The organism is Citricoccus sp. K5, assembly GCF_902506195.1.
Classification (GTDB): domain Bacteria; phylum Actinomycetota; class Actinomycetes; order Actinomycetales; family Micrococcaceae; genus Citricoccus.
The window spans coordinates 3,529,849-3,555,263 of the sequence record NZ_LR732817.1 but is presented as its reverse complement, the minus strand read 5'-3'; the positions used below and the strand labels follow the sequence as shown (position 1 = coordinate 3,555,263).

Sequence of the window (25,415 nt, the reverse complement as noted above, 5' to 3'; positions counted from 1 at the left end):
CGAGGGCACAAAGGCCGAACGGATGAACATCACTGCCTCCATCGAGACTATCCCCGACGATGACACGGGTCGTGGAGATCGGCAGGCCGATGAGCTGCCGGTTGAGGCCGAGTCCTATGAGGCGGGGGTTGCCGCGCTGCGTGCCCGGGTGCCTGAGGGCTGGTGGATCATGAATCTGCGGCGCACCGAGTACAAAGCCGAAGACCCCTCACCACTGGTCCCGGGGTCTGCGGGAGTCCTTCACAGGCGGACAGTGACGAGCTCGTCCCAATGGGTGGTGGCCCTGGGGGAGAGCATGGCCCGGCGCATCTGCCACGACGGCGGTGTTCCGAGGCCGCCGTATCCCAGGCCGACGCTCCCGACCCCGAAGCGGGCCACCACGGCGTCCAGGGTGGGGCCGAGATTGCGGCCCTCCCCGGGTGGGCCGAGGCCGGGCAGGGTCTCGGCCTGGCCTGCGGGGCGCAGATCGGTGAGCACGACGCCAGCCCGCACGTACCGGGTGCCCGGGCGGATCAGCTCGGCCAAGCCCAGGGATCCACGAGCGATCGTCACTGGCTCTGCCGTGGGCACGGGTAGGACGGCGCTGATCTGGGGCGAGTGGGGTTCCTGGTCCGTGGCGAACGGCGAGGTCGACGCCCAAGCGGTAAGGACCCGGGCTTCTTGTCCGGCATTGCGTAGCCGGGAGGCGAGTTGCTGGGCGTAGATGGAGAGGACTTGGCGCATGGCCGGGGTGGTGGTGACCGGTTCCGAGAAGGATCGGGAGTAGATGAGCTGGTCTTTGTACTGGCGAGGTTCTTCCTCGAGGGGGATGCACGGGGTGCCGCGCAGTTCGCGCACGGTGCGCTCCAGGACCACCGAGAACCGCCGGCGCATCTGCCCGGGGTCTTGGGCGGCGAGGTCTGCGGCGGTATGGATATTCAGATTCGCTAGGCGGCGGCCCAGCCGGCCGGCCACGCCCCAGAGATCAGTGACGGGGATGCTGGCCAGAATGGTGTCTCGTTGGGTGGGGGAGTAGGCCCCGAAGTGACACACTCCGACCCGGGACAGCGGGGCGGAACGCTTCACCCCGAGGAGGGCAACCTTCGCCAACGTCTTGGTGGGGGCGATGCCCACGCGCACCGGAATCCCGGTGCAGCGGGCCACGTCCTCGCGGATACGCCGGCCGGCCTGGATCACCTCTTCGACGGTGCCGCGCAGGCTGATGAAGGACTCGTCGATGCTGTAGACCTCCTGCCAGGCGGCGTGCCGGCCGATGACCTCCATGACCCTCGCCGAGAGGCTGCCGTAGAGCTCGTAGTTGGAGGACCGTGCCACGATCCCCTGGGTGGCGGCGACGGGCTCGAGCTTGAACCACGGGATCCCCATCGGGACCCCCAGTACCTTGGCCTCCTGGGACATGGCCACCACGCAGCCGTCGTTGTTGGACAACACCACCACCGGGCGGTCCTCCAGGCGCGGGTCGAAGACCCGCTCACACGAGGCATAGAAGCTGGCGCAGTCCACCAGAGCGATCACGGCCTCACGAGGTGCGGGAGACATGATGCAGTGCCACCGTGACCACACCCCAGACCCGCAGATCCGAGAGCGAGGGAACGGCAATGTCGGGATACGCCGGGTTCTCCGAGGAGAGCACCACCCGGTCCGCTTCGATTCTGAGCCGTTTCACGGTCAGTTCGCCATCAAGCACGGCGATCACCACGTGGCCGTGCTGGGGGCGGATCGAGCGGTCCACCACCAGTTCGTCGCCGTCCCAGATCCCGGCACCGGTCATGGAGTGCCCTCGCGCCCGCACTAGGTACGTCGAGGCCCGGTTGGGCATCAGGTGATCCGTCAGATCAATCTCGGCGGTGGTGTAGTCCTGGGACGGCGAGGGGAAGCCGGCCTCCACCACGCCGTCATTGACGCGCGTTCGCAGCTGCTCCCCGAGCCCTTCGGCGAGAGCCCGGACCTCGGTTGCCAGCAAGCCCTCACCTCACGCGAATCGAAAGTATGTTCGATTGCCAATCGTGCATGTGGTAAGCAGGCGGCAATTCCACCCGAGGGCTATGTAGCCGCATTTTGTGCTACAGTTTAGGAATGGGGGTGGAGCGGACGCGTAGCGCTGACAAGCACGGGATAACCCGAGAGGGTGCGCTCTGCGCCATGATGCATGCCGAGGTGACAGCAGAAATCGAGGGCGAGCCAGGGGATCAGACCATCGTGTATATCGGCCACTCGCATGGGCGGACTGAGCGCTACCTCGAAGTGATCGCGGCCCACTAACCACCCCGCACCGTCGTCGTCTTCCACGTCGTGGACCTCACCGATCAGTTCCGATACCTATTGCATGAAGGAGAAGCGCCATGACCGCCGATACGTACGAAGAGCTGGCCGGCCGGGCTGCGCGTGGAGACCTGACCGTGAAGCCGGGCACCATTCGGCGCGGCGAGGATGCCCGCCCCGATGCGCGCCACGCTCTCGTGGAAGCAACTGGAGCGGCAAGCCCACAGGAGGCCGTGCGGCTGGCCGTGGGGCGGCCGCCGGCCGGGACGAAACGAGGGCCCTCACCTGTCGTTCGGGCCCGCGTGCCGCAGGCCCTGAAGGATCGCGTGCATGCTCTTGCGGAGCGCGAGCAGCGCGACGAGTCCGACATCGTGCGTGAGGCCGTCGCTGCGTACCTCGAGCTGCGACATGTTTCCTGACCCTGGGTGGTAATCGTCCCTGGGCGACGGAGCGTTACCCGGTGCTGTCGGTGGCCGCGCCGCTCAGGTCGCGATTGATCTGCGGTTCGCCGGAGTCCTCGAAGATGATGAGGACATCCTGATGGACGGTGCCGTCCGGCATGGTGATGTCGGCGCGGAGTGCATTGCCGCGCCAGCCCTTATCTTCGACTGATTCGACCCCGTACTTGTTGGCGACATTTTCCTGGATGTTGGACTGCGAGGCGAAGTGTCCGTAGATCGAATAGGCGAGAGTCGCCAGACCGAGCACGAGAATGCCTGCACCCGCGAACACCTCGCGGACGGCGTCTTTGATCCGGTCCGGCCCGGCGTAGCGGGCGTCCTCGTCATCCAAGTGGGCTTGGTAGCGTTTGCGGCGCCACAGCCCGTGGGCGAGGACCGCCAGCCCCGCGATCGTCACGAGTGTGCCGATCCATTGGGTGACGAGTGGGGTCTGGAGGTCGATCGGGGCGTACATGACTTTATTGTCTCCCGGATGCCCCAGCCGGGAGTCTTCTGGTCGTGTACCAGTCGCGGGACAAGGCGGCCGGGAGGCCGGGCCTATCATGGGCCACTATGGATCCAGCACCCCAGAAGCCGGCGGATCATGTGCCGGTTGATAGCTTTGCGAACCGATATGGGCGGACCCAGCGTGCTCGGCCGTCATTCGGGTCCCGCTGGGGCAAATGGATTGCCGTCACCGCCCTAGTGCTCGCCGTGGCCGCTACTGCCTGGTTGGCATTCCCGACCTCGCAGGACTCTCTGTCCTGGAAAGACGTCGGCTACGCCATTGACTCCCCGACCCGGGCCTCGGTGACGTTCGAAGTCACCAAAGATTTCGAAGACACCGTGGCCTGCGCCATTCAAGTGCTTTCCGAAAACTATGCCATCGTGGGCTGGCGGACCGTCACCATCGGTCCGGCGAAGGTCGAGGATGCCACAGGCGGTTCCCTTCCCTCGGACAAGTCTCAGTACTACGACGTCAACCTGCGCACCGATTCTCTCGGGGTGAACGGCGGCGTCAACTCCTGCTGGATCGAGCAGGACGTCTGAGCCTGGATCTCCTGCCTGCACCTCATTCACCGCACCTCCATCGCGCCCCCTGAGTACTGGTCGCCTGATGAAAAGGGTTCGCCCGCCTCTCGAAGGACCCCCTCGAGAAGGCGGCCGCGATACCCTGTCGCCGGTCGCTTGATACCTCTTCGCCGGGCATGACATCAGGGACTGGGGTGGGGCGCCCCCGGCATTCCATAAGTCGTCGAAGAGCTGGAGGAGCCGCCGACCCTCAGGAGAAGCAACATCAGGCTCCGAGGCGGCGGGCGGAAATCCGGTTCTACTACACTGCGTAGAAGTAGTTTTGGTCATCATCTGCCTAAGGAAGCGCTATGCGTCGCCTCACCCTCGGACTCAGCGTCCTTCTCATCGCCATTGGTTCCATCGCCTATATCGCCACGTCGTTCGCCAGCTGGACAGCACTGATCCCGGCCTTGCTCGGAGTCGTGATCTTGATTGCAGGTCTTATCAGCTTGAAGAAGCAGAAGCTCGGTGTCCACCTTGCCCTGGCCGTCGCCGTGCTCGGCGTGCTCGGCACATCGATGAACGTCCTGCAGCTCGGCGCGCTGATCGCCGGCGACGCGGAGCGTCCGACGGCTGTGCTCATCAGCACGATTACCTTCGCCCTGCTCATCTTGTACGTGGCGCTCGGCATCCACTCGTTCGTCACTGCCCGCCGCTGGAAAGCCGCGGAGGCCTGACCACCAGCATGGCTGAGGGCCCCGTCAGCGTTCCTTGTCTGGGCGGTAAGGGCCCCCAGCTTTATCGCCAGAAGGAGGCTGCCGCAGCCGGGAGGCCGTGCTCCGTACGAGGATCAACTGGGTGGTGAAGCTGCGGGAGTTGGCAGTTCAATCAGACCCGGTCAGGGGCCGGTGAAGGCGGGGAGGAACTGGATGAAGACGGAGCCGGCGACGCCGACGTAGACGACGGCGATGAGGGTCCCGGCCCAGCCGGTGGCGAACCGGGCCACCGCCGGCGGGGCGGGGATCACGCCGTGGGCGAGGTTGCGGGCGGTGAGCAGGATGAACAGCGGGATCATGGCCGCCCAGACGATCATGCAGTACAGGCACAGGATGTAGATCTCGTACAGGGCTTGGAACCAGAGCCAGGTCACGAAGGCCATCCCTAGGGTGACCCCGGCCTGCAGTCCGGCCCAGTACCACCGGCCGGGTCGGGCCCCGGAGAGCACCACCATCGCGGTGGCCAGGACCACGGCGAAAGCGACGATGCCGATCAGCGGGTTGGGGAACCCGAATAGCTCGGACTGCCAGGTGCCCATCACCCGCCCGCAGGACACCCAGGGGTTGATGTCACAACTGGTGACGTGGCCAGGGTTCTCGTACAGGGCCAGGCGCTCGAGCACGAGGATGGCCGAGGCGATCCAGCCCACGGCTCCGGTGACCAACAGGATCAGCCCGAAGGTCCGATGGTCGGCGAACCAGGCCCGGGCGGGTGCCATCGCTGCTGGCGAGGGGGATGGCTTCGAGGGATGGGTGGAAATGGTCGAGCGTTCGGTCATGGTGGAGGGCTTTTTCTGGTCTCGGTCCACGGTCAGAAGGCGTTGCCGGCGGCAAGCCACCTAGTCCTGGACAGCGGCTTCAACGGCGGCGGTGAACTCTTCCAGGGTGGACGGGGCGAGCTGCTCGCCGTCGAGGTAGAACGTCGGGGTCCCGGAGACTCCCAAGGCGGTGCCGTCGGCGACATCAAGCTCAACACGTTCCCGGGTCGCCGGATCCGCCACGGCGGCATCGTAGGCAGCCATGTCCAGGCCGAGGTCCTCGGCATAGCCGCGGAACACATCGCTGCGGTCCTCCGTGGTGTGGCTCCACTCGGTCTGGGTCTCGAACATCCGCTGATACATCGGCTCGTAAGCATCCTGCTGGGCAGCGGCCTCCACAGCCACGGCCGCGGTGACCGAGTTCGGGTGGCCCGGCAGCGGGAAGTAACGGTTCACGAAGGTGACGGTGTCCGCATACTCCGCCCGTAACTCCTCGACAAAGGGATAGGCCGCGGCGCAGCCCTCACATTCGAAGTCCAGGAACTCCACCAGCACGGCCTTCTCGTTCGGCGCCTGGGAGAGCACCCGGCTGTTCTCCCGGACCAGCTGCCCGCCCTCTTGGCTCGGTTGTCCGGATTCCTGACCGGTGGACGCGCTGGCGTCTTGCGGTGGGGTGGTGGTGGCGCCGCGGGCCACGAAATAGCCGATGGTGCCGCCGACGATGACCAGGGCCAGCAGGACCCAGACCACGATCTTGGCCCGGCGCTGCCGGGACGGGGCGGAGTCGGCCTTGGTCGGGGTGGGGTCGGTGGAAGTCATGGTCGGTCCTATCCGGTCGGGTGTGGTCTCGAGAGTAGGGAGGGGTTTAGACGGGGGTGGTGAAGGTGCCGGCGAGGTTCTGCAGCTGGTAGATCCACAGGGTCCAGATCCCGGTGACCATCAGGACCCCGACGAGCACCAGCAGGATTCCGCCGATGATGTTGAAGGCCCGGATGTGACGGCGGACGAAGCCCAGGGTGCGGGTGACCCAGTCCAGGCCCATCGCGACCAGCACGAAGGGGATGCCCAACCCGAGGCAGTAGAGGAAGCCCAGCAGGGCCCCGCGCCAGGGGTCCCCGGTGGTGGTGCTCAATGCCAGCACGGCGCTCAGGGTGGGGCCCATGCAGGGGGTCCAGCCGAGGCCGAAGACCACTCCGAGCAGCGGAGCGCCGGCGATGCCGGTCTTCGGCTGGAAGGACATCTTCTTGGTGCCCTGCAGAAAGGGCAGCCAGCCGACCAACACCAGGCCCATGAGAACGACGAATACCCCCAGGATCCGGATCAGCAGGTCCTGCCACTGCAGCAGCCAACCACCGATCACTCCGAAGGCGGCCCCGTAGGCGGTGAAGACCGCGGCGAAACCGAGGATAAACAGTCCCACCCCGGTCATCACCCGGCGCCGGTTGTCTTCCCGGCGCGGGTCGGCTAACCCGGAGACGTAGCCGAGGTAGCCGGGGACCAGGGGAAGAATGCAGGGGGAGAGGAAGGAGACCAGGCCGGCCACCGCGGCCAGTGGCATGGCGACCAGCAGGGCCCCGGACTGGACCGTTTCGGCAAAGAATCCGCCGATGCTCATGCTGCCCTCCCGAGGGGCGTCCTCCGGAGACCAGGATGAAGTGGGGGGCGTCGGTGACAGGCGGTCACGTACGGTCCTCTCTGCTACGGCGTGCGGGGCTCCGCATCGGCCGGGGCCCCGCACGACACTACATCAGGTGCTGTATAGTTCAGCGCATGCTGACTATTGCCACGCGACTGGATGTGATGCACCGGCTGGGGCGGGCGATGGCCGATCCCACTCGGTCCCGGATTCTACTGTCCCTGCTGGAGTGCCCGGGATATCCGGCGGAGTTGGCCCGGGATCTGGGGTTGAGTCGGTCGAACGTGTCCAACCACCTGACCTGCCTGCGGGACTGCGGGATCGTGGCCGTCGCGCCCGAGGGGCGCCGCACCCGGTACGCGATCGCCGATGCACACCTGACCCGCGCGCTGACCGCCCTAGTCGAGGTGACCCTGGCCGTGGATGCCTCCGCCCCGTGCATGGACCCGGGCTGCTCGGTGCCCGGGTGCTGCGACGCAGCGCAGGCGGCCTCGTGAGTGATGCATGCTGCAGCGCCGCGGAGACCACTGGGGGCGCATCCGAGGAGGCCGAGGCGCACCGGCCGTGGTGGCGAGATGCGGCCATCCTGCTCCCGGTGCTCTCCGGGGTGGCCTTCCTGACCGGGCTGGTCCTGGAGTGGTCCGGGGCCGGCGTCGCGGCCACGGTGGTGTTCTGGGTCGGGCATCTTGGCCCGGCGCTGCCGGGACGGGGCGGAGTCGGCCTTGGTCGGGGTGGGGTCGGTGGGAGTCATGGTCGGTCCAATCCGTGGGGTCGGGAGTCAGGGGCAGGGGTTTAGACGGGGGTGGTGAAGGTGCCGGCGAGGTTCTGCAGCTGGTAGATCCACAGGGTCCAGATCCCGGTGACCATCAGGACCCCGACGAGCACCAGCAGGATCCCGCCGATGATGTTGAAGGCCCGGATGTGGCGGCGGACGAAGCCCAGGGTGCGGGTGACCCAGTCCAGGCCCATCGCGACCAGGACGAAGGGGATGCCCAGGCCCAGGCAGTAGAGGAAACCCAGCAGGGCCCCGCGCCAGGGGTCTCCGGTGGTGGTGCTCAATGCCAGCACGGCGCTCAGGGTGGGGCCCATGCAGGGGGTCCAGCCGAGGCCGAAGACCACTCCGAGCAGCGGGGCGCCGGCGATGCCGGTCTTCGGCTGGAAGGACATCTTCTTGGTGCCCTGCAGAAAGGGCAGCCAGCCGACCAACACCAGGCCCATGAGCACGACGAATACCCCCAGGATCCGGATCAGCAGGTCCTGCCACTGCAGCAGCCAGCCACCGATCACTCCGAAGGCGGCCCCGTAGGCGGTGAAGACCGCGGCGAATCCGAGGATGAACAGTCCCACCCCGGTCATCACCCGGCGCCGGTTGTCTTCCCGGCGCGGATCGGCCAGCCCGGAGACGTAGCCCAGGTATCCGGGCACCAGCGGCAGGATGCACGGGGAGAGGAAGGACACCAGGCCGGCGACCGCGGCCAGCGGCATCGCCACCAGCAGTGCCCCAGACTGGACCATTTCAGCGAAGAACCCGCCCAAGTTCATGCCCGTCCTCCCCGGCCCCGGACGGGGCGGCGCGGACAGGTGGGGCGGCAACGGGCAGTCACGGAGGGTCCTCACTAGGTCAACGGGTCGGGGCCACCGAAGTCCGGGTGAAACCCGCAAATACGCTACAGCACGGGGTGTATAGTTCAGCGCATGCTGACTATTTCCACACGGTTGGACGTGATGCACCGGCTGGGCCGGGCGATGGCCGACCCCACCCGGTCCCGGATCCTGCTCTCCCTGCTTCAGGGGCCCGGGTACCCGGCCGAGCTGGCCCGGGATCTGGAGCTGAGCCGGTCGAACGTGTCGAACCACCTGGCCTGCCTGCGGGACTGCGGGATCGTGGCCGTCGCGCCCGAGGGGCGCCGCACCCGGTACGCGATCGCCGATGCACACCTGACCCGCGCGCTGACAGCCCTGGTCGAGGTGACCCTGGCCGTGGATGCCTCCGCCCCGTGCATGGACCCGGGCTGCTCGGTGCCCGGGTGCTGCGACACGGTGCAGGTGGCCTCGTGAGCGCCGCCTGCGGCTGCGAGGCCCCGTCCCCCACTTCCGGGGCACCGGAGGAGCACGAGGGCCACCGGCCGTGGTGGCGAGATGCGGCCATCCTGCTCCCGGTGCTCTCCGGGGTGGCCTTCCTGACCGGGCTGGTCCTGGAGTGGTCCGGGGCCGGCGTCGCGGCCACGGTGGTGTTCTGGGTCGGGCCACCGGCCGTGGTGGCGAGATGCGGCCATCCTGCTCCCGGTGCTCTCCGGGGTGGCCTTCCTGACCGGGCTGGTCCTGGAGTGGTCCGGGGCCGGCGTCGCGGCCACGGTGGTGTTCTGGGTCGGGCTGCTGCTCGGCGCCTGGACCTTCGTGCCCGGTGCACTGCGCGGGCTGTTCACCCGCGGCCGGCTGGGCATCGGGCTGCTGATGACGATCAGCGCCATCGGCGCGGTGATCCTGGGCTACATCGAAGAGGCCGCCGCCCTGGCGTTTTTGTACTCCATCGCCGAGGCCCTGGAGGACAAGGCCATGGACCGGGCCCGGGCCGGGCTGCGCGCCCTGCTGAGCCTCGTGCCCGAGACCGCCACCATCCGCCAGGGCGCGGCCACGATCGACGTCGAGGCCAAGGACCTGCGGGTTGGGCAGGTGCTCGTGGTCCGGCCCGGGGAACGGGTCGCCACCGACGGGACCGTGCGCACCGGGCGCAGTTCCCTGGACACCTCCGCGATTACCGGGGAGTCCATCCCGGTCGAGGTTGGCCCCGGGGATGCGGTCTCGGCCGGGTCGATCAACACCTCCGGGGCCCTGGAGATTCAGGCCACCGCCGCCGGCACCGACAACTCCCTGACCACCATCGTGCACCTGGTCGAACAGGCCCAGGCCGAGAAAGGCCAACGGGCCCGGCTGGCCGATCGGATCGCGAAGCCCCTGGTGCCGGGGGTGCTGATCCTGGCCGTGCTCGTCGCGGCCCTGGGGTCCCTGTTCGGGGACCCGGAACTGTGGATCACCCGTGCCCTGGTGGTGCTGGTGGCCGCCTCGCCCTGCGCCCTGGCCATCGCCGTGCCGGTCACGGTGGTCTCGGCGATCGGCGCGGCCAGCCGGTTCGGGGTCGTCATCAAGTCCGGGGCGGCCTTCGAACGCCTCGGCGGGGTCCGCCACCTCGCCGTGGACAAGACCGGCACCCTGACCCGCAATCAGCCCACTCGACCCATGCGGTAGATCCAGGTACTCCAACACGAAGCCACGCCTTTCAACTGCCGTGAAACCCACCATCACTGCCTCCCTCGGCGCCACCCCAGTGGTGGCTCACACCGAGGTTGACAGAGAGGGCACTCGCGGGTAGACGGTGCGGATTCGACCTCCAGTTGCCAGGAGTGGAGTTGCCAGGAGTGGTCAGAGCAGGTGGTCGGTCAGGTGATCCGGGGTGCCGAAGCGGTGTGCCGTGATCGAGATGGCCTGCTCGTGCACGAAGGGCAGCAGCTCCACGTCCCCCGCCGAGACCACCGGATTCGCGTAGACGGCCACGTCCGGGGAACCGTCGAGCGCCTCATGCAGGGCCAGCACGGCCGCACGGGATACCTGAGCCTCGTCCGCCGACCAGTCCAGCACCAGGCGAATGCGCGGGTCCCCGCCGGAAGGCGCAGACGGCGGCAGCTGGGTCAGCTGCGCGGCCCGGGCGTGGAACGCCGCCGTGTCCTCCACCCTTACCTCCACCTGCGGATCGCCCGCCAGGACCTGCTCGACGCCGGCCGGCAGCCCCTCGGCCACGCTCACCGTGAGCGGTGCTCCGGCCCGGAGGCCGGCCATGATCACGCGCAGCAGGTGCACGAGCGGGCCCGACTCCCACCGGATGGTCACCGGGACCGGGCGGTGGCGCAGTACGTTGCGCTCGGCCATCAGCCCGGAGATATCCGTGGCCACGCCGAAAGTGGTGTCCCAGGCCGACTCGTCCAGCCAGTCAGCGTTGACCAGCCAGCGGCGGTCTCCCTCCTTGAGGTCCGCACCGTTCGCGAGGTGGTGGCCCATCCCGGTGAAGCCGTCAGCGGACGGCGCGGGGCCGTCGTCGTGGGCCACGGGCGCGTCAGTCCAGGTGCCGAGCCCATGCAGGTAGTGCGGGCCACCGGCCTTGGTGCCGGCGCCGACGGCGGAGCGCTTCCAGCCGCCGAAGGGCTGTCGCCGGACGATCGCGCCGGTGATGCCGCGGTTCACGTAGAGGTTGCCGGCGTTCACCGTCTCCAGCCAGGTCCCGATCTCGTCCGGGTCCAGGGAGTGGATGCCCGAGGTGAGGCCGTAGTCCACGGCGTTGACGAGTTCGATGGCGTCCTCGAGCGTCTCGGCGGTCATCACGCCGAGCACGGGCCCGAAGTACTCGGTGAGGTGCGCGTCCGATCCTGGGCGGACCCCGGCACGGATGCCGGGACTCCAGAGCCGCCCGGATCCGTCCAGCTGACGCGGTTCCAGCGCCCAGGTCTCTCCGGTGCCCAGTTCGGTCAGCCCTCGCTGCAGCTTCTCCCCCGGGACCTCGATCACGGGGCCCATCTGCGAGCGCGGATCCTCCGGGTAGCCCACGGTCAGGGAGTTGGCGGCGTCCACCAGCTGGCGGTGGAAGCGCGGGGAGGTGGCCACAGAGCCGACGAGGATCACCAGGGAGGACGCCGAGCACTTCTGCCCGGCATGGCCGAAGGCGGAGTTGACCACGTCCTTGGCGGCCAGGTCCAGGTCGGCGCTCGGGGTCACGATGACCGCGTTCTTGCCGGAGGTCTCGGCCAGCAGCGGCAGGTCCGGACGGAAGGACCGGAACAGCATCGCCGTCTCGTAGCCGCCGGTCAGGACGACCCGTTCCACGTCCGGGTGCGCGATGAGTCCCTCACCGAGCTCGGCCTCCTGCTCCGGGTCGATGCTGATGAAACTGACCACGTCGGAGGCGAGCGCCCCCGCCTCGTCGGCACTGACGCCGTCCAGCGCAGTGAGTCCGGCCACGAGGCCCTCACGGATGGCTTCGAAGACGACGGCCCCGGTCCGGACCGACTGCGGGGCCGGCTTGAACACCACGGGCGCCCCGGAGGCCAGTCCGGCGAGCACGCCGCCCGTCGGGATGGCCACGGGGAAGTTCCACGGGGGGATGACGAGCACCAGCTTGGACGGGTGGAACTGCGCCCCGGGGACCTCGTCCAGCCCGCGGGCCAGCCGGCCGTAGTACCGCGCGAAGTCGATGGCCTCGGAGACCTCCGGATCACCCTGGTCCAGCGTCTTGCCGGTCTCGGCGGCCGCCACCTCGAGCAGCTCCGCGCGGTGCGTCTCGAGGGAATCGGCCACGGCGCCCAACACGCGCTCCCGCTCGGCCCCGGTCAGGCTCGCCCACGCCTTGCCCGCCGCAACAGCCTTCCCGACGGCGGCCTGCACCTGGTCCGGTGAGGTCACCGTGGCGGCGGCCACGGTCTCGGTGCCGAGCGTTGAGCCCGGGATGTTGGCGGTGATGGACCGCCCCCAGTCGCGATTCGCCGCCAGGGAGGGGTCGGTGTCCGGGGTGTTGGCGAAACCGTCCACGGGTTCAGGGACCGGCCCGCGGGACGCCGGGAGGTCTCCCGGCGAGGAGGCGAGTTGCCGGTTCTGGGTGCGGGCCGGCGTCGGGATGGCGGTGTCCAGGTCCTCGAGCGAGGCCACGAAGCGCTCCTGCTCACGGGCGAAGAGCGCCGGGTCCGTGTCCAGTTCGAAGACGGCGGACATGAAGTTCTCCTGGCTGGCCCCCTCCTCGAGGCGGCGGATCAGGTAGGAGATGGCCACGTCGAACTCGTGCGGGTGGACCACGGGGGTGTAGAGCAGCAGCGAGCCGACGTCCTGCCGGACCGCCTCCGCCTGGCCGGTGGCCATGCCCAGCAGCATCTCGAATTCGACGTCCGGGCTGCGGCCACCCTCCTCCCACTGGGTCGTGAGCCCGCGTTCCTGCACGAGCAGCCAGGCCAGCGCGATGTCGAACAGGTTGTGCCCGGCCACGCCGATCCGCACGCTGCGGGTGCGCTCGGGCGTGAGGGCGTAGTTCAGGACGCGCTTGTAATTGGTGTCCGCGGCCTGCTTGGAGAGCACTGTGGCGGCGGGCCAACCGGTGACGGAGGCCTGGACCTGCTCCATGGGCAGGTTGGCGCCCTTGACCACGCGGACCTTGAGCGGGGCACCGCCGGCGGCCACGCGACGGGCGGCGAACTCCTGCAGGCGGATCATGGCGTCGAGGGCGTCCGGCAGGTAGGCCTGCAGCACGATCCCAGCCTCGAGGTTCTGGAGCGCCGGGGTGTCCATCAGGCGCATGAACACGGCCAGGGTCATATCCAGGTCGTGATACTCCTCCATGTCCAGGTTGATGAACGTGGGGCCGGTGCCGGTGGGTCCATCGGCAGCACCCTGGGAGGCGGCGAGCTCGTAGAGCGGCAGGAGGTGGACGGTGACCTCCTCGACCGCCTCGTTGAACGCCCAGGCGCTGTGCGGGGCGGTGGCGGCGGAGACCTTGACGGAGACGTAGTCCACGTCATCCCGCTCGATCAGGCGGCGGATGCCGTCCATCCGGCGGTCGGCCTCCCGCTGGCCGAGGATGGCCTCGCCGAGCAGGTTGATGTTCAGGCGGATGCCCTCGGTCTTCAGCTTGGCGATGGCCGGGCCGAGCTTGGCGTCCGTGGCGTCCACGATCAGGTGGGAGACCAGCTCGCGCAGGACCTTGCGGGCCGCCGGCACGGCGATCGGGGCCACGGCGGGGGCCAGCCGGCCGCCCAGGCTCATGGCCGACTTCATGTACCACGGCAGGAAGCCGGGCGTCTGGGGCGCCAGGTCCGCGAGCGCCTCCGCCGCGATCCGGTGGTCCTCGGGGCGCACCACCCGGTCCACGAAGCCGACCGTGAAGTCCAGTCCCGCCGGGTCCTTCAGCACGCCCGCCAGCTGCTTGGCCGAGAAGTTCGAGGGATGCTTCCGGGCCTCCCGGAGCCAGGTCCGGACCTGCTCGACGGCGGCCGGGGCCAATGCGCGCAATTCCTCGGGATCCTGAATGGCTGGGCTTGCGGGCTGGGCGGAGCGATCAACGGGGTGGGTCGTCATCCTGTCATTGTTCTCCCTCGCACTGTGCGTGACTAGCGAACGTTTCCGCAGAGTATTGTTCGGTTGAACCGAACGAAGGGCCTGAACCATGCTGGACGTCCGCCGCCTGGTCCTGCTGCGCGAGCTGTCCATCCGGGGCACGATCTCCGCGGTGGCCCGCGCCATGAACCTGGCTCCCTCCTCCGTCTCGGAGCAGTTGTCCCTGCTGGAGCGGGAGACCAAGACCAAGCTGTTGCGCCGAGTCGGCCGGAACGTGCAGCTCACGGAGGCGGCGATGGCCCTCGTGGAGCAGGTGGAGCCGATCCTCGATGCCCTCGAGGAAGCCGAGACCGCGCTCATCTCAGCCGGATCGGCCGGCGGTGCCATCAGTGGGCGTGTGCGCCTGGCGGTGTTCCAGTCCGCGGCCCTCGTCCTGATTCCGCCGGCCCTGTCCCTCTTGCGCGAGCGCCATCCCGCTCTGCGGCTGGAGATGGTCCAGTACGAACCGGAGCGCGCACTGCATGAGACGTGGGCACGGGACTTCGATGTGGTCGTCGCCGAACAGTACCCCGGACACTCCGCACCGCACTGGCCAGGACTGGACCGCCGTCAGCTGGTGCGGGACGAGCTGCAGCTCGCCGTGCCCGCCGCGCTCACGATCGACGGCCAGCCGCTGCCGGCCGGGGAGGAACTGGCCACCCTGCTGCAGCACCGGCCGCTGCCCTGGGTCATGGAGCCACGGGGCACGGCCACCCGGCACTGGGCCGAGCAGCTGATCCGGTCTGCCGGCCATGAGCCGGACGTCCGCTTCGTCTCGGCGGACCTGCAGTCCCACGTGAAGCTCGTCGAGTCCGGCAACGCGGTGGCACTGCTGCCCGGCCTGACCCTGGTGAACCACCCTCAGCGGCTGCGCCGCATATCCCTGTCCGGGCGGCCGTTACGCACCGTCTTCACGTCCATCCGGTCCTCGTCGGCTCGGTCTCCGGCCGTCGTCGCCGTCCGTGCCGCCCTGGAGGAGGTGGCACGGCCGCTGGATGCCGGGAACGACACTGACCGTGGACCCGGCGGATAACGAACAGGTCGCGACCGGCGCGGAACAGGGCCGTGGGGTTGCGCACTCGCATACCATGGGGGAGTCGGTGACCAGATGTTCGCAGCCCTGCCCACGTCAGGACCGACGCACTCGATGCCCGTGAAGCACCTGACGAAAGGGACCCATGCGCCAGGATCCGCAGGCACTGCCGCTCGGCGGGGTCGCGACGGACCTGTCCACGGACACGTCAACAGCGGTGTGGCACCTGCCCGCGGACACCGAGCCGCAGGAACGGCTGTGGATGGCCTTCCCCCGCGACTATGCGCAGATGGGCACCTCCACGTGGGAGCTGTCCGGGGCCCGCCGCGCCTGGACACGGGTGGCGCACGCGGTCATGGACTACGAGCCGGTGACCCTGCTGGTGGATCCAGCGGACCGGCAGATCGTGCACACCTACGTGGATCCCATGTTCCCCATCGTGCCGCTGGCCATGGACAACCCCTTCCTCGGCCTGACCGGGCCGACCTTCACCACTGGTGACGTGGATCCGGACACGGGCCAGCGCCAGCTCGGCATGATCGACTGGGTCTTCAACGGTTTCGGCCGCCGGCCCGGATTCGAGTACCGCCTGGACGACGTGGTGGGCGGCACCATCTCCGATCTCACCAACGCCCGGCGCCAGCTCTCCCTCATGGTCAATGAGGGCGGTGCCTTCATCACGGACGGTGAGGGCACGCTGATCGCCTCCGAGTCCGTCCTGCTGGATCCGGCGCGCAACGGTGGCTGGTCCCGCGAGCACGTCGAGGCCGAGTTCACCCGCTACACGGACATCCGCAAGATCATCTGGCTGCCCGGCGGCCTCACCCGCAACCAGGGGCAGTTCGGCCTGGGCGGGCACATCGACCAGCTCGTCACCTTCGCCTCCCCCACCGTGCTGCTGCTGCACTGGCAGGAGAACCCGGCCCACCCGGACCATGCCGTCTCCGCCCGCGCCCTGTCCATCCTCCAGCACGAGACCGACGCCCAGGGCCGGCCCCTGAACGTGGCCACCCTGACCGCACCCCTGGCCGGACAGGATGACCGCGGCCCCCTCGCCTGGTCCTACGTCAACGTCCTGCCCGTCAACGGAGCCGTGGTGGTCCCCTCCTTCGAGGACCCGCACGACGACGGCGCTCACCAGCTGCTGCGGGCCGCCTACCCGGGGCGCAAGATCGTGCCCATCCCGGCACAGCGGCTGTACCGACGCGGCGTCGGCATCCGCCAGGTCGCCCTGGCGCAGCCCTCGCGGAAGGCGCCAGCCTAGACCGAGGGGTGTGTGCCGGCTGCGGCACCCGCGCTCACGTTCTGCACCACGATTCCCGCCGATCGTGAACATTCCCGGTGACAATGACCGGGATTCCTCATGATGAGCGGGAAAAGCCGCATCGGCTGATCCTCCACAGCCGGCGAGATGCCCACAACGGTCCACATCGCCCGTCCAGCTGACCGTTCGGGGCCTCCCGCTTGTGATGTCCTGACTGGCATGACGGCAGCCTCGACAAGATTCTCAGCCCCGGATCTCCAGCTTCCACTCGAGGCGACCTCCCCGCAGGACGTCACCGCCTGGGGGATCCCCCTGCGCCGAACCACCGAGGACGGTGTACCGACGGATGACGCGCCCATGGTGTTCAGAAAGGCCAGATCCGGGGAACTCATCAGAGTCCGTCCCGGTGTCTTCGCCCCTGCCGAGCCGTGGAACAAGGCATCGCGCGACGACCGCTTCGGCGCTTCCGCGACGGCTCTCGCCCTGACCAGCCGGACCGACCCCGTCTTCTGCCGGGAAACGGCCCTCCTGCTGTATGGGTTGCCACTCATCAATAGGCCAGCAGTCCTGACCCTGCGGGCCTCAAGCACCAGCATGGCCGGCTCCGTCAAGCGTGCCAAGCCCAAGGGGCATCCTGGCCGCTCTTCGGCGAGCGGAGGATTTCCATGCCCCGGGCGTGGCGTGACCTGTCCGCAGAACAGCTACACCCGTTCCGACAGCGTCTGTTGTCCGGAACCTCGCTGGTGCTTGAGAACCTCCGACTCTGCCTGTCCGACACCTTGCCGCGACTCCCGTGGGAAGACGCAATAGTGGTGGCAGACGCACTGTTGAGCGGACTGCGGAACTCGCCGACCACCATGCCGGCGGTGGTTGCCACGCCGTGGACCGCGCAGGACCTCATCTCTTTGGCGAACACGAACTCCACCCAGAAAGCCGCCCACCGCCTTCGTCAGATCTCGGCCTTCGCCTCGACCTTGTCCGGCTCCCCCGGCGAATCGTGGAGCCGAGTGGTCATAGACCGGCTTGGCTTCGAACCCCCAGAACTCCAGCATCAAGTACGGACTGCCGACGGTCGGCTCCTGGGCATCCTCGACTTCTGGTGGAAGGGGTTGCGGCTTGCCGGCGAGTTCGACGGCAAGCGGAAGTATGCCGGCGGCAACAGCTACTCGGGGCGCGACGTCGATCCAGTGATCCTGGAGGAGAAGCTGAGATCGGAACGTATCCAGGAAGAAGGCGTTCGCTTCGTCCGCTGGATGTGGGATGACCTGACGTCGCCTCGTCAACTGGAGGCCAAGCTGCTGCGCGCCGGCGTCCCGCGTCGCTGAATACTGAGTACTGAGTACTGAGTACTGAATACTGCTGAGATACTCGCCAGCCGTCCGCAGCAGACGGCGCAGCGACCCACACTTCGAGGATTCCCGACGATAGTGATTAGTCCCCGTCATCATCATGGGGAATCCTCACGATCGGCGGGAATCGGAGCACAATCAGCGTAGGCAGCAGGCAGCAGGCAGCAGGCGCAGGGCGCTCCCACGTCAGTCGGTGTCGGGGGTGAACAGCTCGCGGACGTCGTCGGCGGTGATGGTGGAGGAGAAGGCGGCGTCCCCGTCGGTCAGCGAGGAGAACAGGGCCGCCTTCTTCTGTTGCAGCGCGAGCACCTTCTCCTCGATCGTGCCCTCGGCCACCATGCGGTAGACCATCACGGTCCGGTCCTGCCCGATGCGGTGGGCGCGGTCCACGGCCTGGGCCTCAGTGGCGGGGTTCCACCACGGGTCCAGCAGGAACACGTAGTCGGCCTCGGTCAGGGTCAGGCCGAAGCCACCGGCCTTGAGGCTGATGAGGAAGGCCGGTGCCGTCCCGGCCTTGAACCCCTCGATCACCTTCGAACGGTTCCGCGTGGACCCGTCCAGGTACGCGAAGGCCACGCTGCGGTCCGCCAGAGCGTCCCCCACGCGCGTCAGGAAGGAGGTGAACTGGCTGAAGATGATCACCCGGTGACCCTCGGAGACGATCTCCTCGAGTTGGCCCATGAGCGCCTCCATCTTGGAGGACGGCACGGAGGCGTACTTCTCGTCCACGATCGCCGGATCCAACGCCAGCATGCGCAGCAGGGTCAGCGACTTGAAGATGATGAAGCGGTTCTCCTCCATGTTCTCCAGCAGCCCCAGGACCTTCTGCCGCTCGCGCTGGAGCACCTGGTCGTAGAGCCGGCGGTGCTTCGGCACGAGCTCCACGTGGCTGACCTGCTCCTGCTTCGGCGGCAGGTCGGAGGCCACGAGGTCCTTGGTGCGCCGGAGCATGAACGGCCGGATCCGCCGCCGCAGCCGCGCCATGCGCTTCGCTGCGAACCGCCGCCCGTCCTCGGAGGAGTCCGGCTGCTCGATCGGCTTGGTGTATTCGGAGCGGAACACCGTCGGCGAGGGGAACAGGCCCGAGGCCGTCAGAGAGAGCAGCGCCCACAGGTCGGACAGGGAGTTCTCCATGGGCGTGCCCGTGATCGCCAACCGGAACGGCGCCCGGATGGCCTTGGCCGCCTGGTGCGCCTTCGCGGCCCGGTTCTTCACGAACTGCGCCTCGTCCAGCACCAGCCCGTCCCACTCCAGGTCCGTGAACTGATCCGAGTCCAGGCGCAGCAGGGTGTAGCTGGTGACCACGACGTCGGCCCCGGCCACTTCGGCGACGACGCGCGTGCCCCGCTTGGCCGCCGTGGTGTCCAGCACGCGCAGGTCCAGTCCCGGCGCGAAGCGCTCGGCCTCCTCCTTCCAGACGGAGAGGACCGACGACGGCGCGACCACCAGGAACGGCGGCGCCACCAGGGGTGCAGGCTCAGGTTCGCCGTGGAGCTGGGCGTACTGGGCGGCCATGGCGTCATGTATGTGCTCGCTGGGGCCGGGCTCGCTCAACTGGCGCGCCCGGAGCATCAGCGCCAAGGTCTGGATCGTCTTGCCCAGCCCCATGTCATCGGCCAGGACCCCGCCGAGGTGGTGGTCGTAGAGGAAGGACAACCAGGCAAAGCCTTCAAGCTGATATGGACGCAAGGTGGCGTCCAGGCCTGCCGGGACGGCCGGCGTCGGGATCTCGGCGAGGTCCTTGAGCGCACCGACGGACTCACGCCAGGCGACCGCCTCCTCGGACTCGTCCGCGAGGTCCTCGAACTCCTCCCAGAGCGCGACGTCGTACTTGTTGATCCGCGGCGCATCGGACTTCCACTCGCTCATGGACTCGGCCTCGGAGATGAGCTCGCGCAGGCGGTTCAGCCCGGGGTGGTCGAGGGAGAAGTAGCTGCCGTCGTTCAGCATCAGGGTCTTCTTGCCCTGGGCCAGCGCTTTGAAGACCGCGGTGAACGGGATGAGCTGGCCGCCGACGGTGATCTCGAAGCCGAGGTCGAACCAGTCGTTGTCCCGTGGATTCGCCGCCTCGACCTGGGTGACGCGGACCTGGGGATCGTCCGTCAGCTCGCGGTAGTCCGGGCGCTTGCCGTGTTCGACGACCTTGACGTGGTCCAGTGTCGAGAGCATCGGCAGCACATATTCGACGAACCGGGCGGTGTCCGCTCCGTGCAGGTGCGTGTTGCGGATGGTTCCGGGAAGCACGGCCACGCCGTCCGTGGCTTCCTCGGCGGCCGCGCGGACCGCTTCCAGCACCGCGTCCTCGTGTTCCACATCCCGGTCCACATCCACCCCGCGGGCCCGGCCGGAATAGCCGGTCGGGGACCAGCCTCCACGGGTGTGGGCGCGCCGGTGTTCCACGGGCAGCTCACGCCGCGGCCCCCAGTACAGCCAGTACCACTCCAGGGCGGTCTCATGGTTCTTCCGGTGGTCCACCTCGAGCCACAGCTCCGGGGCCGGAACCTCGGGGAACTCCACGGTCCCATCAGCGCTGTCCACGTCCATGATGCGGGACAGCCGCGGGTAGACGTCGTAGAAGAACTCCTCGGACTCCTCCTGCGGGATCCGCAACGGTTCCGGCCGCTGCAACAGGTCCAGCACCGGGCGGGGGATGGCCGCCGACGCCGGCGCGAGCGTCAGGCGCACCGGCGCGAGATGGCGCGGGGCGTCGTCGAGGATCTCGGTGGCCACGAACCCGCCGGTACCGGCGGCCCGGGCCCCGGGGATGACCTCCCCTGCGGACTCCACGATCGGCGCCACTTCCAGTCCCTGGTCCGGCCCACTGACGTCCAGCCGCACGGTGGCCGGCCCGGTGAAGACCACTTCACTGAGGATGCCTTGGCCCACGAACTCGACGCCCATGTCCTGTGCCCTCAGCAGGAGTTGCCAGGCCGCCGGTCCGGACAGGGAGTCCAACCGCAGGGTCTCGTCATTGCCGTAGGCGTGCGGCCGCTCGGCGAGGTAGAGGCGGTAGAGCTGTCCGAGCAGGTCCACGTGATCCCCGCGCAACTGGTGCCGCAGGCCGCCATACTGGAACTTCTTCCAGGTCAGCCCGCCCTTGATCCAGTTGTCCCGGGTTCCCCGGCGCATCGGCCGCAATTGGACATGCAGCGGCGCCCCCTCCTGGACGTCCGCCACCGATGCCTCGTTGGCACCCCAGCGCCGGCGCATCTCACTGCGCGGCTCGGCCAGCAACTCTACGCCGATCCCCACCGGCTCCTCGGCGTGCGTGACGGCCTCCTGCCCGGTCAGCTCGCCGAGCACGGCCCGCCAGTCGCCCGCCGTTGAAGCAGCCTGGGCGCTACCGCCGTGCGGTGATGCCCGGTTCCCGACGCCGGCACCGTCCGTGAAGCGGTCCACCTCGCCCCAGCCCTGGGCCGGCGGAGCAGCATTCGGATCGAACATCCCGGCCAGCGGAGCCCCGGGAGCCGGCGGCCGCAGGTGATCCCGGATCGCCAGGGTGGTGGCCGCATAGAGCAGGGCGGCGGCATGCTTGCAGTCGTTACGGACCGGGCAGCTGCACCCGCCCCGCAGCGGGGTCCATTGGCGCGGCAGGGACTCTGAGGAGGCACGGCCCGGCACCAGGATCGTGAACGTGTCATACGGCAGCGGGTCATTGCCCTGCACCTGCCCGAACAACGTGCGCGGGGAGTTCGGTGCCGGTTCCTTTGCGCGGCCAGGTCCGGAGTCGCCGTCAGTCGGCTCCCACAGCAGCCCCGAGACCGCTCCCTGGCGCGCGTATTTCTTGCCGCGCTCGGCCGCCTGGGCGCCCACCAGCCGGGCGATGTCCTGGTCGGCGACATAGGGATAGGAGGGGGAACTGCTCATCCCTCCATCGTTTCACGGCCCACGGACACGGTCAGCCGCTCTCCACAGGCCGTGCGGGGCCTTCAGCGTCCGTTCTGGCACCGGCCCGGCCATCGGCCCCAAGGGCGACGGCGGCTCCGTCGCCGGAGTCTCCCGGCTGACCCGAGGCTGCACCGTCACCACCGATCACGCCACCGGTCCCCTGGTCCGAACCGTCGACGGCTCCGGTCCCACCCCCGGCCTGGGCCGGCGCCGCCGTCGCAGTCCTGGCCCTCTGGTGCCGGGACTCCATGCCCTTCAGGTCAGAGGCGATGAAGGAGTTGATCCACCGTGACTGGGGATCGGCGTCGATCATGATGGCCTTCAGCAGCAGCGTGGCAGGCAGGGCCAGGATGGCGCCGAGTGGTCCGAGGATCCACGCCCAGAACAGCAGGGACAGGAAGGAGACGGTGGGGATCACGCCCACGGCATCACCGGTGAACTTGGGCTGGATGATGGATTGGATGACGAAGTTCAGCACCGAGTAGGAGGCCACCACGGCGAAGAACGCACCCCAGCCACCCTCGACCAGTCCGAGCAGGGCCGGCGGGATCATGCCGATGATGAAGCCGATGTTTGGGATGTAGTTCGTCAGGAAGCTCAGCACGCCCCAGACCCAGATCATGGGCACCCCGATGATCGCCAGGGCCACGATGTCCAGTCCGGCCACGATCAACCCGAAGAGGGTGGTGACGACCCAGTACCGCCGCACCCCGTAGGCGAAGGCGGTGAGGGCGGCGCCGAGCTCATACTTGGCGGTGTTCAGCAGGGCCATGCGGCGGTCCACGGCCACGGAGTCCATGGCGAGGAAGAAGACGGCCATGATCACGGTGGCCAGCAGCCCCAGGATGGCGGTGACGTTGGAGAGCAGCGCGGTGACGATCCCGGTGGCCGTGGAGACCACGGTGGACATGTTGAGGCCGGAGAGCTGCTCGATCATCATGTCCGGGGTGACGCCGAAGCTGCCGATCCAGGTGATCATGCTGTTGTAGATCTCGTTGAACTGCTGCCCGTACTCGGGCAGGGCCATGACGAGTTCGGAGGCTGACCACAGGATCAGCGCCATGAACACCAGCAGCACGACGACGACCACCAGCACGGTGACCGCGGCGCCGATGAAGCGGTGCACGCCCTTCTTGATGAGCCAGGACTGCAGCGGATAGGCGATGATCACCAGGTTGAGGCCGAGGAACACGGGACCGATGATGGTCTGGAGGCCCTGCACGAATTGCAGCGTGATGACCAGGCCGGCCAGGCACAGCACGATCACCAGGAATCGCGGCCACACGCGGTGCGAACTGGTCTCGGGGGTCATGCCGGAGGCATCTGCAGTGTCCACGTCCGAGAGTCTACGGCGGCCCCCGGACAAGATGCTGTCAGGGAGGGCCCTGAATCCCACCCTGAGAAGCACCCGGAGCCGGGACGGCTGACAGCGCCGCAGGGCCCGGTTACCCTCGGACCATGATCCGAGACGAGAGCATCGAGGGATACGTGGAACGGCTGGCCTCCGGCGAGCCCACGCCGGGAGGAGGGGCCACCGGCGCCCTGCTGCTGGCCCAGGGGGTCGGCCTGCTGGCCATGGCTGCGCGGTTCAGTGACCACGAGGAGCTGGCGAAGCGGGCCGCAACGCTGGCCTCGCGCGCCCTCGCCCTGTCCGATGACGACGAGCAGGCCTTCGCCCGGGTCTCCGAGGCCTTCGGCCTGCCGAAGGAGACGGACGCGGACCGCCAGGAGCGGTCCCGCCGGATCCAGGAGGCGATCCGGGCAGCCGCCGTGCCACCGCGGGACCTGGTGGAGGCCTCTGGCGACGCCCTGCGGATCGCGGAGGACGTGTTGGCGGACTGCAACGCGAACGTGCTCAGCGACGTGGGGGCCGGGATCGGCTGTGTGCGTGGGACGCTGGTGGCTGCGGCGGTGACCCTGGAGACGGACCTGGCCCCGCTGCAGGACGAAGACGCGAGCGCGCAGGTCAGCACGGACATCCGCGAGGCAGACCGGCTGACCGGCCTCGCCGACGATCTCATCGGCCGCACTCGCCAGCGGATCCGCGGTTGAGGATCTGCGGTTGAGGATCACTGTGCCGGCCGCCCCGGCGCAGACCTCATCGCCGCCCTGATCATCGCCGTCCCCGTCATCGCAGTCCCGGTCCCCCACCGACGACGCCGGCACGCAGCACCCGCTGGATCGTCGGGGCCGCGGAGCGCAGGTCCCGCCACGACGGAGCCGGGGCCGCGGCCGGGGCCACCGTGGATGCATCCGGCGTGGGCCGCAGCTCGGACCGGCCGGCCCGAGGGAGCGGGGTGTTCGGGGTGGAGCGCAGCATGCTCATCATCTCCGTAGACTGATGCCAAGAAGTTTATGCAGAGGTTTCTCTGCAAAGATGTCTATGCAAAGGTAGCTCTGCTCATGGCCGCTGACAAGACCTCCGCGCACGATTCCCCCGATCCCGTGGTCGGCAAGGACGCCATGCCTGGGGTGGCATCCCGGGCGCTCGACGCCCGCGCCATGAAGGCGTTCGCCCACCCGCTGCGGATGGCGATGTACTCCTACCTCACGGACCGTGGCACGGCCACGGCCACCTCGATGGCCCAGCACCTGAACGAGAGCACCGGGCAGACCAGCTACCACCTGCGTCAGCTGGAGAAGCACGGCTTCGTGGAGGAGGACACCGGGCGGGGCTCCGGCCGGGAGCGTTGGTGGAAGCCCGTGGGGTTCGCGGTGCCGACCTACGAGCTCTCGCAGGACGAGTCCAACCGCCCTGCCATCCAGGCCCTGTTCCAGACGACCCTCAACCAGCGGGCGCAAGCCCTCGGACGGTGGTTGAGCGTGGAGAACCGCGCCGACCCCGAATGGGTCAGGGCCTCCATCGACTCCTCCAGCACCCGCACCATGACCGCCCGGCAGGCGCGGGCCCTGAGCGAGGAGCTGATGTCCGTGATCGAGCGCCACGAGCAGGCGCTGGACCATGCGGAGCCGGCCCCGGACGCCCTCTCCGGGCAGACCGCGGACGGCGAGGAGACCCGCCGGGTCCGTCTCTACCTCAGCGTCTTCCCCCTGGTGATCGAGGACTGAACTCCGCCCTCTGGCCTGCTACCAGCGCATTCTCGGTGCCTGTGCTGTGCCGGCTCAACCCCACCGGGGTGGTGCCTGCGCACGGCTCACTCTGCCCTCACGGTGCTGCCGGGGCTTCCGGTCCGCGCAGACGGCGGAGCAGCAGCCGGTCCAGGCTGAACCGGCCCGGTCCGACGACGGCCAGCACCAGGGCGCTGACGCCCAGTCCGGCCGGCAGTTCCCACCCGCCGTCAGCGGCGAAGAGACCATTGCTGAGGTGGGCGAACACCACGGCCCCGGCCAACACGAGTCCGGCCAGCACTCCGGCGATCGGCGTCAGCAGGCCCAGGATGAGCAGCACGCCGCCGCCGATCTCCACGGCCATCGTGATCACGGCCGCGGCCTCCGGGAGCGGAATGCCCATCCCTCCAAATCCCTGGGCGGTGGCGGACACGCCCTGGAGGACCTTCTGCATCCCATGGGCCACCAGCACCACGCCGAGGACCAGCCGCGCCAGGAGCAGCACCGCATCCCGGATCAGCTGCGGGACGGGGACCATGCTGGCGTTCGTGTCGTGGGTCCTCGCTCTGGAGGGGGTGGCGGCGGACGACCGGGAGGACGAGGCGGACGGCGCGGCGGAGGCGGACGGCGTGGCGGAGGCGGAAGGCGTGGAGCCACTGGCCGCAGGGCGGAAGGGCCCTCCCGCCCGTTGCCACTCGACGCCGCGGGGCTCCTCGTGTCCGCTCCTGGCAGCCAGGGCCTCGGCGGCGCGTTCCTCGGGGGTCTTCACCTCAGTACTTTTGGTCATTCCTTCGAGGCTTC

The 25,415-nt window shown here is 68.7% G+C and carries 22 protein-coding genes and 1 pseudogene; 11 read left to right on the top strand and 12 right to left on the bottom strand.

What is annotated here, in order from left to right; genetic code table 11:
• Window positions 1-240: 240 nt before the first annotated feature.
• Window positions 241-1,539 (bottom strand): Y-family DNA polymerase, encoded by a 1,299-nt coding sequence (locus BOSE125_RS15985; protein WP_159554161.1) that lies wholly within the window; start codon window positions 1,537-1,539, stop codon window positions 241-243.
• Window positions 1,520-1,915: a LexA family transcriptional regulator gene (locus tag BOSE125_RS15980; protein WP_159555310.1), complete on the bottom strand. Its 396-nt coding sequence runs from the start codon at window positions 1,913-1,915 to the stop codon at window positions 1,520-1,522. Before BOSE125_RS15980 ends, BOSE125_RS15985 begins: the two co-directional genes overlap by 20 nt.
• A gap of 427 nt (window positions 1,916-2,342) precedes the next feature.
• Here BOSE125_RS15980 and BOSE125_RS15975 point away from each other — a divergent pair, with 427 nt between their 5' ends.
• Window positions 2,343-2,681 carry a ribbon-helix-helix protein, CopG family gene (locus BOSE125_RS15975; RefSeq protein WP_159554159.1) on the top strand — a complete coding sequence of 113 codons (339 nt, stop codon included), beginning with the start codon at window positions 2,343-2,345 and terminating at the stop codon, window positions 2,679-2,681.
• 34 nt (window positions 2,682-2,715) lie between these two features.
• Here BOSE125_RS15975 and BOSE125_RS15970 read toward each other — a convergent pair whose 3' ends face one another.
• Window positions 2,716-3,177 carry a hypothetical protein gene (locus BOSE125_RS15970; protein WP_159554157.1) on the bottom strand — a complete coding sequence of 154 codons (462 nt, stop codon included), beginning with the start codon at window positions 3,175-3,177 and terminating at the stop codon, window positions 2,716-2,718.
• A 98-nt stretch (window positions 3,178-3,275) separates the two neighbouring features.
• Between BOSE125_RS15970 and BOSE125_RS15965 the strand changes: the two genes are divergently transcribed.
• Complete coding sequence (locus BOSE125_RS15965) at window positions 3,276-3,752, top strand: DUF4307 domain-containing protein (RefSeq protein WP_159554155.1); 477 nt, start codon at window positions 3,276-3,278, stop codon at window positions 3,750-3,752.
• A gap of 332 nt (window positions 3,753-4,084) precedes the next feature.
• Entirely contained in the window at window positions 4,085-4,453 is a 369-nt protein-coding gene (locus BOSE125_RS15960) for a hypothetical protein (protein WP_159554153.1), read from the top strand.
• Between the two features lie 161 nt (window positions 4,454-4,614).
• On the opposite strand, the gene BOSE125_RS15955 is transcribed toward BOSE125_RS15960, so the two are convergent.
• The 3 genes from BOSE125_RS15955 to BOSE125_RS15945 are packed head-to-tail and all read right to left on the bottom strand — an operon-like array spanning window position 4,615 to window position 6,865.
• Window positions 4,615-5,271 carry a vitamin K epoxide reductase family protein gene (locus BOSE125_RS15955; protein ID WP_371300676.1) on the bottom strand — a complete coding sequence of 219 codons (657 nt, stop codon included), beginning with the start codon at window positions 5,269-5,271 and terminating at the stop codon, window positions 4,615-4,617.
• Between the two features lie 60 nt (window positions 5,272-5,331).
• Complete coding sequence (locus tag BOSE125_RS15950) at window positions 5,332-6,069, bottom strand: thioredoxin domain-containing protein (RefSeq protein WP_159554151.1); 738 nt, start codon at window positions 6,067-6,069, stop codon at window positions 5,332-5,334.
• Window positions 6,070-6,115: 46 nt separating this feature from the next.
• Window positions 6,116-6,865, bottom strand: a complete 750-nt coding sequence (locus BOSE125_RS15945; protein WP_159554149.1) for a cytochrome c biogenesis CcdA family protein — start codon at window positions 6,863-6,865, stop codon at window positions 6,116-6,118.
• Between the two features lie 155 nt (window positions 6,866-7,020).
• On the opposite strand from BOSE125_RS15945, the gene BOSE125_RS15940 reads away from it, so the two are divergent.
• Window positions 7,021-7,383 carry a helix-turn-helix transcriptional regulator gene (locus BOSE125_RS15940; protein WP_159554147.1) on the top strand — a complete coding sequence of 121 codons (363 nt, stop codon included), beginning with the start codon at window positions 7,021-7,023 and terminating at the stop codon, window positions 7,381-7,383.
• A gap of 295 nt (window positions 7,384-7,678) precedes the next feature.
• Here BOSE125_RS15940 and BOSE125_RS15935 read toward each other — a convergent pair whose 3' ends face one another.
• Window positions 7,679-8,428 carry a cytochrome c biogenesis CcdA family protein gene (locus tag BOSE125_RS15935; RefSeq protein ID WP_159554145.1) on the bottom strand — a complete coding sequence of 250 codons (750 nt, stop codon included), beginning with the start codon at window positions 8,426-8,428 and terminating at the stop codon, window positions 7,679-7,681.
• A 153-nt stretch (window positions 8,429-8,581) separates the two neighbouring features.
• On the opposite strand from BOSE125_RS15935, the gene BOSE125_RS15930 reads away from it, so the two are divergent.
• Together BOSE125_RS15930 and BOSE125_RS15925 are read left to right on the top strand one after the other, a co-directional pair.
• Window positions 8,582-8,944, top strand: coding sequence for a helix-turn-helix transcriptional regulator (locus BOSE125_RS15930; RefSeq protein WP_159554143.1), 363 nt, complete (start codon window positions 8,582-8,584; stop codon window positions 8,942-8,944).
• Window positions 8,945-9,133: 189 nt separating this feature from the next.
• Window positions 9,134-10,114: pseudogene (locus BOSE125_RS15925) on the top strand (heavy metal translocating P-type ATPase); the annotation flags it as partial.
• A 192-nt stretch (window positions 10,115-10,306) separates the two neighbouring features.
• On the opposite strand, the gene BOSE125_RS15920 reads toward BOSE125_RS15925, so the two are convergent.
• Entirely contained in the window at window positions 10,307-13,993 is a 3,687-nt protein-coding gene (locus BOSE125_RS15920; RefSeq protein WP_159554141.1) for a proline dehydrogenase family protein, read from the bottom strand.
• A gap of 88 nt (window positions 13,994-14,081) precedes the next feature.
• On the opposite strand from BOSE125_RS15920, the gene BOSE125_RS15915 reads away from it, so the two are divergent.
• The 3 genes from BOSE125_RS15915 (at window position 14,082) to BOSE125_RS15905 (ending at window position 17,633) form a co-directional block, all read left to right on the top strand.
• Complete coding sequence (locus tag BOSE125_RS15915; protein ID WP_159554139.1) at window positions 14,082-15,044, top strand: LysR family transcriptional regulator; 963 nt, start codon at window positions 14,082-14,084, stop codon at window positions 15,042-15,044.
• Window positions 15,045-15,189: 145 nt separating this feature from the next.
• Window positions 15,190-16,308, top strand: a complete 1,119-nt coding sequence (locus tag BOSE125_RS15910; protein WP_159554137.1) for an agmatine/peptidylarginine deiminase — start codon at window positions 15,190-15,192, stop codon at window positions 16,306-16,308.
• Window positions 16,309-17,033: 725 nt separating this feature from the next.
• Window positions 17,034-17,633: a hypothetical protein gene (locus BOSE125_RS15905; protein WP_159554135.1), complete on the top strand. Its 600-nt coding sequence runs from the start codon at window positions 17,034-17,036 to the stop codon at window positions 17,631-17,633.
• Window positions 17,634-17,843: 210 nt separating this feature from the next.
• Here BOSE125_RS15905 and BOSE125_RS15900 read toward each other — a convergent pair whose 3' ends face one another.
• Both BOSE125_RS15900 and BOSE125_RS15895 read right to left on the bottom strand, forming a co-directional pair.
• Window positions 17,844-21,524 (bottom strand): DEAD/DEAH box helicase, encoded by a 3,681-nt coding sequence (locus BOSE125_RS15900; protein WP_159554133.1) that lies wholly within the window; start codon window positions 21,522-21,524, stop codon window positions 17,844-17,846.
• Between the two features lie 31 nt (window positions 21,525-21,555).
• Window positions 21,556-22,881, bottom strand: coding sequence for an AI-2E family transporter (locus BOSE125_RS15895; RefSeq protein ID WP_236558075.1), 1,326 nt, complete (start codon window positions 22,879-22,881; stop codon window positions 21,556-21,558).
• Window positions 22,882-23,003: 122 nt separating this feature from the next.
• Here BOSE125_RS15895 and BOSE125_RS15890 point away from each other — a divergent pair, with 122 nt between their 5' ends.
• Window positions 23,004-23,597 carry a cyclodeaminase/cyclohydrolase family protein gene (locus tag BOSE125_RS15890; RefSeq protein WP_159554131.1) on the top strand — a complete coding sequence of 198 codons (594 nt, stop codon included), beginning with the start codon at window positions 23,004-23,006 and terminating at the stop codon, window positions 23,595-23,597.
• A gap of 76 nt (window positions 23,598-23,673) precedes the next feature.
• Here BOSE125_RS15890 and BOSE125_RS15885 read toward each other — a convergent pair whose 3' ends face one another.
• Complete coding sequence (locus BOSE125_RS15885; protein ID WP_159554129.1) at window positions 23,674-23,874, bottom strand: hypothetical protein; 201 nt, start codon at window positions 23,872-23,874, stop codon at window positions 23,674-23,676.
• A 74-nt stretch (window positions 23,875-23,948) separates the two neighbouring features.
• On the opposite strand from BOSE125_RS15885, the gene BOSE125_RS15880 reads away from it, so the two are divergent.
• Window positions 23,949-24,614, top strand: coding sequence for a helix-turn-helix domain-containing protein (locus tag BOSE125_RS15880; RefSeq protein ID WP_159554127.1), 666 nt, complete (start codon window positions 23,949-23,951; stop codon window positions 24,612-24,614).
• 97 nt (window positions 24,615-24,711) lie between these two features.
• Here BOSE125_RS15880 and BOSE125_RS18055 read toward each other — a convergent pair whose 3' ends face one another.
• A complete protein-coding gene (locus tag BOSE125_RS18055) occupies window positions 24,712-25,401 on the bottom strand; it encodes a DoxX family protein (protein ID WP_236558074.1) in 690 nt (229 codons plus the stop codon).
• Window positions 25,402-25,415: the final 14 nt, after the last annotated feature.